10 protein-coding genes are annotated in these 10,396 nt (G+C 58.3%); 3 read left to right on the plus strand and 7 right to left on the minus strand.

The window, feature by feature from the left end; translation table 11 throughout:
* Positions 1-41: 41 nt before the first annotated feature.
* A complete protein-coding gene (locus E0504_RS43660) occupies positions 42-344 on the minus strand; it encodes a DUF1153 domain-containing protein (protein ID WP_131621665.1) in 303 nt (100 codons plus the stop codon).
* A gap of 502 nt (positions 345-846) precedes the next feature.
* Here E0504_RS43660 and E0504_RS43665 point away from each other — a divergent pair.
* Positions 847-1,074: a hypothetical protein gene (locus E0504_RS43665; RefSeq protein ID WP_131627363.1), complete on the plus strand. Its 228-nt coding sequence runs from the start codon at positions 847-849 to the stop codon at positions 1,072-1,074.
* Positions 1,075-1,542: 468 nt separating this feature from the next.
* Here E0504_RS43665 and E0504_RS43670 read toward each other — a convergent pair whose 3' ends face one another.
* The 6 genes from E0504_RS43670 to E0504_RS43695 all read right to left on the minus strand — a co-directional run bounded on the left by E0504_RS43670 (position 1,543) and on the right by E0504_RS43695 (position 7,860).
* Positions 1,543-2,379 carry a hypothetical protein gene (locus E0504_RS43670; protein WP_131627365.1) on the minus strand — a complete coding sequence of 279 codons (837 nt, stop codon included), beginning with the start codon at positions 2,377-2,379 and terminating at the stop codon, positions 1,543-1,545.
* A 743-nt stretch (positions 2,380-3,122) separates the two neighbouring features.
* Positions 3,123-3,575 carry a TadE/TadG family type IV pilus assembly protein gene (locus tag E0504_RS43675; protein ID WP_131627367.1) on the minus strand — a complete coding sequence of 151 codons (453 nt, stop codon included), beginning with the start codon at positions 3,573-3,575 and terminating at the stop codon, positions 3,123-3,125.
* Between the two features lie 2 nt (positions 3,576-3,577).
* Positions 3,578-4,030: a TadE family protein gene (locus E0504_RS43680; RefSeq protein ID WP_131627369.1), complete on the minus strand. Its 453-nt coding sequence runs from the start codon at positions 4,028-4,030 to the stop codon at positions 3,578-3,580.
* Positions 4,027-5,355 carry a TadE/TadG family type IV pilus assembly protein gene (locus E0504_RS43685; RefSeq protein ID WP_131627371.1) on the minus strand — a complete coding sequence of 443 codons (1,329 nt, stop codon included), beginning with the start codon at positions 5,353-5,355 and terminating at the stop codon, positions 4,027-4,029. Before E0504_RS43685 ends, E0504_RS43680 begins: the two co-directional genes overlap by 4 nt.
* Before the next feature lie 723 nt (positions 5,356-6,078).
* Complete coding sequence (locus tag E0504_RS43690) at positions 6,079-6,669, minus strand: DUF433 domain-containing protein (protein ID WP_131627373.1); 591 nt, start codon at positions 6,667-6,669, stop codon at positions 6,079-6,081.
* 276 nt (positions 6,670-6,945) lie between these two features.
* Complete coding sequence (locus E0504_RS43695; protein WP_131627375.1) at positions 6,946-7,860, minus strand: glutathione S-transferase family protein; 915 nt, start codon at positions 7,858-7,860, stop codon at positions 6,946-6,948.
* A 248-nt stretch (positions 7,861-8,108) separates the two neighbouring features.
* On the opposite strand from E0504_RS43695, the gene E0504_RS43700 reads away from it, so the two are divergent.
* Entirely contained in the window at positions 8,109-8,609 is a 501-nt protein-coding gene (locus tag E0504_RS43700) for a GNAT family N-acetyltransferase (RefSeq protein WP_207974683.1), read from the plus strand.
* Positions 8,610-8,949: 340 nt separating this feature from the next.
* The gene (locus tag E0504_RS43705; RefSeq protein WP_165938808.1) at positions 8,950-9,702 is read left to right on the plus strand and encodes an amidohydrolase family protein; all 753 of its coding nucleotides are present in this window, start codon (positions 8,950-8,952) and stop codon (positions 9,700-9,702) included.
* Positions 9,703-10,396: the final 694 nt, after the last annotated feature.

A 10,396-nucleotide genomic window follows, 5' to 3' on the forward strand; every position in this document is an offset into this window, starting at 1 on the left:
ACGATCCTGAGCGGCAGGAAGACCCCGCTCCAGAAGAGGTGTCAGCCATACCGAAGTCGCCGCTCATAGAGGTCGCGGTAGTGTTGAGTTCGGGTGACCCGGAGCCCTTGCATGCCCGAGCGGTCAACAGCGCGCTGCCATGAGTTGAACTCTTCAAGGCTGAGGTGGTAGCGTTCAATCACGTCATCGATCGTCAGCAGACCGCCGTTCACCGCCGCCACGACCTCGGCCTTGCGTCGTATGACCCATCGCTTGGTGTCGCGGGGAGGCAGATCATCCATGCCCAAAGGCTCGCCCAGCGGGCCAATCACCTGAGCTGCACGAATTTTCTGATTCTCGATCATGGGTCCTCGCTGCCTACTGGCGCCAAGTTCGTCCCTTAGAAGCCTCTACTTTGCTCATGCTGAAGCACTGAGGTTAATCCTGAGTGTTCAGGCGCATAGATAGGCTGGTCGTCAGGCTATCGAGCGGGACCACGGTAACAACGCAGCTGACTGTTAAAGCGATCGCTCCAGCAGAATGCAGACGCGCTCCACAGAGCGGCTACTGCGGGCTCGTTCGCAGACCGTCCGCTGACTACGGCGCACGCACAAGCCATCAGCAACCATTCGGTTCGGTCTTGGCTCGTTGATTTGCAGCGGTTCTACCCGACCCGGTTGAGGTGCGCGCGGCTGTCGTGTTGATGCAGTTGACCCGCTTGGCGAGTAAGACACCAATCCGTGGCTCTTTCTGCCGATACGGACTCAGTTAGTTCTGTTAGTCATTATAGGCTAACCCGTTACTGGAACAATGCTTGTACTTTTGCAGTTTATGTACAATCATCCGCAACAAGAGCAGGAGAAAACTATGAGCATTCGCAAAATGGCTTTGCTTGGAGCCGCAGCATCCCTGGCAGCTACTCCGGTCGTCGCTCAGGCAGTCAATACGCCCGTCGAGCGTGCAAGCGCCCAGGCGAGCGACGAGAGCGAGCTTGCAGGCCGCATTGGCCCCGCCCTGATTATCGTCGCTCTCGCGGCTGCTGGCATGCTCTTTCTGCTCCTGACCGATGATGACGACGATGCAGTCAGCGCCTGAGGTTAATTAGGTTTCGTCGGGGGAGGAGGGCCTCGCTTCGGCGAGGCCCTTTTCGTTTTGATCTAATGGCTCTCAGCGAACGCCGCAAATATCTTCGGTCGCCCGCGGTTAGATCACTGGTGCCTCACTCGTCGATGTAAATGCGACCAAAGAAAGCCCCCGCCGCAGCGGGGGCTAGTTGATCGGGTATTGGCGCACCGGACGGGAGGGGGGCTAAGGTGCGCCCTTGTACGACCTTAATGCTCAAGGCGCTCCAACAGTTCCTGACTTTCACAAGGCGATTGATCGGGATCCGGCGAGGTATCTGAAGCTCGCCGCAGCATGGGTCCACAGCCCCTACAACTGGTGAAGAGGCGGTTCGCCGTTCGAACGTCTGCGATGGGGTCTCTTGCTCCTGGTCGTTCAATGACTGGCGATGGGTGGAAAGCGGTCATTGGGCCGCTGCACGCACATCCAACACGGCGCAACTTAGGGGCGCGTAAGGTGCCTACGGTGTTGCACCAAGCTAGGAACATGCTCGCCAAGAGCCCCTCCATCGGCGTCGCTGCGCACGAAGGCGGCATCGAAAAACTCGTAGAATGAACGCTTCCACGCGTAGTCCTCGAACTGCGTGGCGTTGTGCTCGAGCACGAAAGGGTTTGGCGTTGCCCAAACCAGTGCCCCGCCGTTGGTTGTGCGCTCGCAGCGGAAGCCCACATCGTTCAGCCCATCTCCGGCCCCTTCGATGAAAGCAGGGCCAAAGTAGTTGAGCCATCTCACGTCCGGCAGCACGTATTCCAACTGATGGGCGCCGGCCGCTACGGACATCGGGGGTCCGCCTCGCAGTTCGCGCCGACGCAGCAGGTGCTGAACCGACTGGCGCAGCATCGGCGTATGCGCTGCCCAGCCTACGAAGGCGTCGGCGGCATCACATAGCGCAGCGAAGATCGTGGCGTAACGCTCGCACGCGTCCTGGTCCGAAAACAACGATTCCTGTGCGTTGAATTCAATCTGCTGCAGTACCGGGCGGTGTGCGGGAGCGGACTCCAGAGCGAAGGCATCTATCCGACCGGTAATATCGTTAGCTTCGTCGCCGAAGAACCACATGCCATCACGTTTGGTTTTCCAGCTCTCGAACCAAGGGACTATCGCGGCAGTCGTGCTTGAGACCTTGGTTCGGCCTGGATCGCGGCCGCCGCCGCGGGTGGGCCTCCACTGCCCTGCGCCGTCCAGAACGGCTGCCACGCGTGAGAGCCAGGCGGAGGTGACTGGCGCGACGGCCGAATAGATGGTGCCGCCGATGAATTCATCTTCGAACATCTGCATTAGACGAGGTGTTCTCTCAAACTTGGGCGCTACTTCATGACACGGAGCAAGGCCGCCGCGGCAAGGACGTCAACTTTAAAAAACTGCGGACGCGTACGGTCGTCTCCCGCCGGACCAGAATGTTCGCATTTGGGTCGTTTGCGGCTGGGCCGGTTATGGACGGAGAGCCGCATAGCAGACGGTCCGCTGTCGGGTGCTGATGATCCACCTCGGACGTCCGCTAATGGGTGGAAAGCGGACGTTGAGGCGGGTACTCTGGAACTCCACAGCATGTGCTTACGCCAAAGGCCTTAAAGTAGCTAGTGTGAGCCGCGAATGAAGCTATGCCCCCCGTGGGTGCGCAAGAGGCGCAGAATTTATGGCGCAGGCGCTCTACTTCTGAATATTCGAAACGAAGCCGAATTATCTCAACAGGAACTATCGGCGAAGCGGTCCCCGTGTTGATAGGCATGCTTGAGTTCCAAGCTGGCGAGGATCATCAATATCCGAAACCGAGTGTATTAGGAGCGCTTAGCTAGATTTTCGTCAGCGTTAAGTTGCAGAACGTGCGCAGGAGACCCAAAAAAGCAGCGTTGCCCTGTCTCGATTTCTGTCTTGTTCGTGGGTTACCCGCTTCGGACATAATAAACTTTGGAAGAGGCAGAGCAATTTCCTAGTTTACAGATCGCCGGCGCTTCAGCGGCGGCCTCCTTCCTCATTCTGCTGCAGCAGGGAGGTCATCGCAGTACCAAGGCTCCCTCTATCTAAGTCGAGCCGGCTACCGCAGATTTGTCGTACAGATAAATGTCTCGTCCGTACTGGATGTTTGGGGAGAGCGCAGATACGAATGGCATGAACTCCGGCGCTTTATAGGAGATCACGAGGCGTCGCTGTTTGATGCCATCCACCTCTGTGGATTTGGTGGTGACTGCAGGGATGACTAAACCTGCGTCAAGATTGTACTTCCCGCTCACTGCGATCGCGCTTGCGCGGTCCGCGATCGCTTCGTCTGAAATTTTGTTGCCCCGCTGATATTCCACCATCGCGAACCGGGTGGTGTCGTTCACGACATTCCGCACCGAATTGTAGGCTTGAACCCACGTGCCGATCTGCACGACTCCTAGCAACATCGTGATGAGAATTGGGGAAATCAGGGCGAATTCCACGAGGGCCGCCCCACGCCGGTCGGACCGCAGAATTTGAGCGAACAGTTCCATCCTCAGCCCACCTGAACCGTGCGTGTAACGACGTAATCGAAAGCCGAACCAAGCCCGAAATTCGTCCACATGGGCTGGTACTTCGCCTTGAATGTGGCTTGCACAAACTGGTAAGCTCGCTGTCCACTTGCACATGAGGAGGCGTTGTCGACCAGGACGTCGGAATTATTGCAGCGGTACTTTGCCGAAAGGGTAATGTCCGTCTTCGGAAAGCCCGTTGAATTCGCCAGCATGTCCTTCATCTTTGTAGAGTCCACCCCCGGCCCTGCCGCTGCCGCCATAACAATCGCCTCTGCTTCTGACGCGGCGCTCTGGAGCTCCTGCTGCTTCTGCACCATGGTGCCGACCTCGAAGGTCCCAAGTGCCAACGTCGCCAGCACCGGCAGGACCAGCGCAGTTTCGATAACCGATGTGCCCTTCGTGCAGTCGATCAGGTTTTCAATCGGCCACCTCACGAGATCAGCCTCACGCCGGGTTGGCTCTCGAGCGCCTGCGTCTCCTCCTGAGAGCAAAGTGTGTAGAGATAAGCTCCGCCCGAGACATCCAACGTGTAGCTGGTGATCTGGAAACAGACTCCGTCGGCCGCCTGGGCATTCCCGTTGACCTTCACGTTCCCCTTGGGAAGATGAAGCTTGCCCTGAATATGCATGTTCGCATTGCCATTGATGATGTGGTCGGTCTCGGCCTCGGTGTCGTCGGTGATGATCAGGACGTTTTCGAACTTCTTGGCAAATTCGTCCGAGTAGCCGAGCTCGAGCAGCTTTGAGTGGGTCGGAGGCGTCAAGTTGAGGCTGCTCCTGATGGTACCGCCGGTTCCTGTACCGTTCGCGCCGCTGCCTCCCATTTTGAGGGTTGCCCCGTCAAGCAGCACGAACATAACTCCGTAGCCGCTGACCACCGCGTTGTGGGTCAGGTCCAGCTCGGTCCTGACGTAGTAAACGCCGGGCGAGAAGATGGTGTTGCATGCGATCTTGATGCCGTTGTCGTAAACGCCCGGAGAAACGGTGTATGTCCCCTTCTTGGGAGCGTTGGCACAGTTGTAGGTTGATGTCGGCTCATCTCCAGCAGGCTCGGGGCCAAACAGTTCATTGACATAGCTCCCGATTGTGCTGTCGACTACAAGCTCCCCGGAGAATGTGGAGGGGAGCGATGCTGCCTCGTGATTGCAGGCAGTAATCTTCGCGATTTCAATTGTCGCATTCTCATCGATCCGGATGGCCTCAGGTTCACAGGAAATCGCGATCACGCCGCAATTAGCAATCAGGGTTGCGCCGTTCCCGACCTGAAACGTGCCGGCCGCACCAGTCTTCAGCGTACGCAAGCACGCTTTGTGAACCGTGCCGGGAGCGAACGCTGCCTCCGAGGCGACGCGGATGAGCGTCGGCGACGAGGTTATTAACCTGGAGAACGGAAGCTGGACCGAAATCTCCGCGGTCACCACGACAGAATTATTTGTGCCCCCCTGGAAGTTGCCGCGTGCCACGTTGGGGTTTATTGTGGACGCGTACCCTGTCGCGATACCAAGGTTGGCCGCGAACTCCTTGCGCGCGCGATTGTCGTAGGTTGACCCCACATCCTTATACGCGAGGTTCCAAGCCCCCGCGATCGCCCCCTGGTCAGACGCATGCTGAAGCTCGCGCTGCAGCATGTACCACTGTGCCGTGTCGATGCCGTAACCCGCAGCACCGAGAAGTGCTGGCAAGGCGACTGCCGTCAACATCAACGCGTTACCGCTGCAGTCGCCCCGTAACTTTCTGAGGCAGTTGCCGATCGCCCGCATGGTCAGCCAGTCTCCGCTACTACGTAGTGTCCAGACCTAACGACAGAGGGTAAGCGGACTGCGAAGGATCGTAGTTAATGGAACTGACACTCATTCTCGCCTCCCGAGCGGAGGGGGCTCTCATCGCTCGCGGCTGGTTAGGCAGAGAGAACATTGCTCAGTAGACGAGCGAGTGTCCGTGGGGCGCGGGGAGATTACCGTACGCAGACTTCGAACGCATCAGGCCCCTGGGGTCTCCTCAGCACCTGTAACGCGGCCGCAGTCATCGCATCCGTGGCGGTCGTGATTGTCGGCTCAGGGTCTGGTGCCCAACCGGGCTGTGCAGCGACGGAAGCTTGAGAGGATCGCCGCCTGCCGCCGCCCACTTTGCATGAGGCACGCCGCCGACCCAGAAGATCAGGCTCTCGATCGACTTATCCGCGAGCTGGAAGCGGCCGAAGTCTTCGCCGCCCATCACCGGAGGAGTGGCCTCAACTCGCTGCGCACCGAACCGCTCAGTCAGTAGAGCCGCAGTATCGCTGGTGAACTTCGGCGTGTTGATGGTGGCCGGAACGTGTTCATCTCTGGGCGAGAGACCTCCGTCTTCGGTCCCTACTGCGGGAAACGGGCGCTCGATGGGAGTAGGAGAGCCCGGTAAAATTCATTGAGGCAAAACTAGTTATCGAAGGCGCTGCTTGGTTGGTCCCGCGGGTTAAGTTGTCCTAGGAATCGAATCCGTTTGTCTTAGCTCGTCAGGTTGGCAGATGCCGATAGCTGCTTAAAAGACCTTGGGCGGCCATGGTGGGGATGGGCAGCGGCCCAAAGCTGAGCGAACCCAAGATGCGCCAGCGTTAGCTTGTCGTGCTTCTTTAGGATATCTGCTTTGGACTCGCCGTTGTCCAACATCTTCGCGATGAATCTGACCGGCGTGTCCGTGCCCTCGAAGACAGGCTCATCATTGAGCACGCCATGGCCTGGCACGACAAGTGCTTCCGCAGCCGCAAGCTCGCTGATCCTCGCATCGAGATGCCTTCGAGCTTTGCCCACGTTAACGATCAAGATGGTGCCAACTTCTACAAGATCGGCGGCGGGCTCGATATCAATGGAGTTGCTCAATGCGCGAAGCTGCGCGGGTGCGAAGCCAGTCTCATTCCATAGCTTAAGGCGGAGCATCACCTCGCGACTGACTTTACGCTTTGTTCCAGGTGCAATCGCATCGCTGCGTGGGGTTGGTATGATTGATCGTTTATAAAGAGCATTAGCGACAATCCCGTAGGGAATGTCGGTAAGCGCTGCCACCTCAGCGGTGGCATAAAGACGGTCATCAATCGGCATAGTACTACGGCCCGCATACTTCGGCTGGATGCTCTTTGCGCACCATTTATCGTGCGAGTGGCGCACTTGGGAAGTACTGAACTTCGGCGTAAGGTACAGCGAGGTCGGAAGCTACCTGTGTTCGATCCGGTTGACACACCCCGTGCCACAGCCTTGGCGTTCCGGCGTTCCGAACCGCTGGTCTCAGATCAAGGCGTGGGTGCGATGATCAATTTCAAAGGATTTGATGGATAGGGTACGAGCGTGCCTCTTTCGGATGGGATCGCATTCAGAGGGCTACTTCCGGTCATATTCCCTTAGGTGAAAGCCGATCCTCGGGAAGTGCACGGCAATCTCACCCAGAGCCGCATCGAGGCGCAAGACCGTGAGCTGGAACTCCGATGCTGCGATGAGCGTGCCCTCGATCGGATCCCGACCATAGTCATCAGCAGAGATCACAACCGTGCGGCCCAGAAGGTCGTCCGTTCCTTCAGGAATAGCTTGCGGCAGAGCTTCGCGCGCAAGCTGCAGAGCTTGCGTCGGGCTGATTTGAGAGCGCTGCCCATGACCGATCCCGCGTATGCGCTCCATCCACTGCCGGATCGCCGGTGAATCGTCGAACGCCGATGCGGCGGCTGGGTAGGCTGAGCGCACGAACCACAAATTATAATAGGCGTTCGCGTCAAGGAGGCCGGGAAGTTCGCCTGCAAGGAACGGGCTGCCTGTCCGCAACTGCTCTGAAAGCAATGCAGCATTGGCGCGCAGCCTTTGCGTCATCATTGGGACCGCCGCGCCCATGGCTGCCGGATCGAAGGGCCGCCCGCTCAACGCCTCCCGATCCTTAATGAACTCGGCCGGCACGTTGTCGCCCAACCCACCAAAAATGACTGCGACAGCGGCCTGAAACATCTCGCGATCCGTCCAAAGCGCTGACGCATAACCGAACAGCGATCCGCCCCCTGGAAATAGGGTTGGCTCAGGATACCGACGCTCAAGTTCGCGGACGATGAGCTGACTATCGCAATAAACGTCAGCACCGATCTGCATGACGGGTATGCGGCGATAGCCGCCCGTGAGGGGCACAAGCTCCGGCTTGGGCATAATTATGGGTTGATCGACAGCTGCCCAGGCGAGCCCCTTGATGCCGAGGCAAACCCTCACCTTCTCTGAAAAAGGGGAGCTATCATACTGGTGGAGGAGGATATCGGGCATACAATCTCCAGGAGGGCTTCACGTGTACGTCTGCTTCTTGCTCGGATTCGCCAAGAGAAGACTGTCCGCTACCGGCCCACAAGCCGCCAGTCAGCTATGCGCCCAATATCGGACATAGGCAAAGATCGCTGCCGCTCCTGGAAGCGGACTGTCAGCTTCTTAGCTCAAGCGGCCAAAAGCGGACTGGCAGCAAACGACCCATAGCGGACGTCGGGCTTGCGGGATCACGTCTGGCCAGCAACGTTCACATGATGATCATTCGACAGGAAACCCCCGACGACATCATATTTATCAGGGCGTTGACTGACGCCGCTTTTGTCGGAGTCGAGCACAGCAGCCAGACCGAAGGCGCTATCGTTGACGCCGTAAGGAAAGCCGGCGCTCTCTCACCATCTCTTGTCGCCGAACAAGGAGGTTCGATCATAGGCCATGTTGGATTTTCGCCAGTGCTGATCGATGGCGAGGATATTGGATGGTTTGGCCTCGGCCCGGTTTCTGTCTCACCAAGCATTCAACGAAGCGGGGTGGGCTCTGCCTTGGTAAAGGAGGGACTTCAGGTGCTGACGAACCGTGGCGCGCGAGGCTGCGTCGTGCTTGGAGATCCGGAGTATTATCGCCGGTTCGGTTTTACCAGCGAACATGCCCTACGTTATGGTGAGGTTCCTGCTGAGTATTTCCAGTCATTGGTGCTAACCGGCGAACCTGTCGCTGGCGAGGTGGCTTACCACGCCGGGTTTGGAGTGACCTAACTCACTGTCCGCTTTCCACCCGTTCATGACCTATGCCAGAGGACGGAGCGCGCCAGCAGCGGACCAGCCGCAAACGACCCCGTTGCGGCCTTTCGCGCTGGCACTAGGCTGGCGATACACGGCTGGGTGATCGGACGGGGGCACCATGACATTGTTGCGAAAGTGTGTCGGGGTAAGCGTCGCGGCGCTTCTCGTTGGCTGTGTGCATGCTGGGCGCTCTCCAGTGGGCCCTCAGCCGATCATCGACCTGCACCGCCACACGCCCTGGCCCGCGGACCCAGATGATACTGCGATAGCGTCCATTCGGGATGCGCTGCGGTCGCATAATGTTGTCTCATCCATGTTGTTCATCACCGGGAGGGAGGATGTCGCGCTTTACCGCAGCGACAAAAATCCCCGGCTTTTGCTCAGCCCGATGTTTCCGTGCCCCAAGCTGACGGCGCAGCAGCGGAAGTGGTGCTTTGTCGAAACCGACGGCCCCATGCCCGACGCCGCATGGATCGACCAACAGCTATCGGCTGGCTCGCTCGTGGGCCTAGGTGAGCTTGTCTTCAACTATGCCGGCATCGCTCCTGATGATCCTGTTATGACCGATTACTGGTCGTTGGCGGCCCGCCACGATGTCCCGGCATTCGTCCATATCGGCCGTGGGCCGGGTCCGGGTCAGGGCCCGCGCCGCTACGACGGCTGTTGTCCAGATTACCAAGCCGACTTCGGCAACCCCGCGCTGCTTCGTCCAGTCCTCCAGCGACACCCGCGATTACGTGTCGTTCTACAGCATGCCGGGTTCGACTACGTCGATGAGACGTTGGTGCTGTTGCGCGACTTTCCAAACGTCGTCGTCGATATGTCCGTGTTGAACAGCGTTGGACCTAGAGCGTTGCACGATGCATCACTCCGCACCTTTGTAAGCGCCGGATTCGCGGATCGGATCGTCTTGGGTTCGGATGATCAGGATTATGCACCCATTATTGAACGAATTGAGGGCGCGGACTTTCTCACCGCGGCGCAGCGCCGCGGCATCTACTACGATAACGCGGCTCGCTTTCTGCGATTGGGACCGGCAACTGTCGCCAGCGATTATGACCGCTAACGTTTCGTCCGCTTCCCACCCAATATCGGACATAAGCGAGGAGCGGTCGCACCCTGAGAGCGGACGGTCTGCTTGTTTGCTCAAGCGGCCAAAAAGTGGACTGGCAGCAATCGACCCCAAAGCAGCCATTCGACGAACCTGGTCTGGCTGTCTGCTCCGCGCGCAAATCCGGTCGTTAGGCTCCGCGCCGGATTTGGATGGAAGCAGACATAGATGGGCTTAGATGCGAAGTGATCGCGACGAATACTGCGCCGGTGCGCTCCTTCTCGTTATCTGTATCGAAGGCTTCGTTGATCTGATCCAGTGTGAAGCGGTGCGTAATCAGCTTGCCGACCGGCAACTTACCCTCAACTTGTCAATTTAGTGCCTTGGGAAGAGCGGATCCGAATTTTTCAATGAAAAGTTCGCACGCGCGCACGCCGCTGATATTTCCGCGGCGGATCACTGCTGGCTTTCCCATTTCTAGATTCGGAGTTGTATCGCCAGTAGCGGCGGATCTCGATGGCAAGCCGACCTGAGCCGCAGGATTGGGCCCTACTTTCCGTCCGTAAAACAGTATCATAGGTGAAGGACTGCTATCCTCAACTCATGCATCTTCATCAGTAGGGAGAGACGAGGGAGATCGCTGGTGGAGAAGTGGATCATCGAGGCGGACATTTACCGCTTGAAGAAAGCGCTGCGTGAAGGGCCTGCG

The sequence above is a fragment of the Parafrankia sp. BMG5.11 genome (assembly GCF_004337455.1).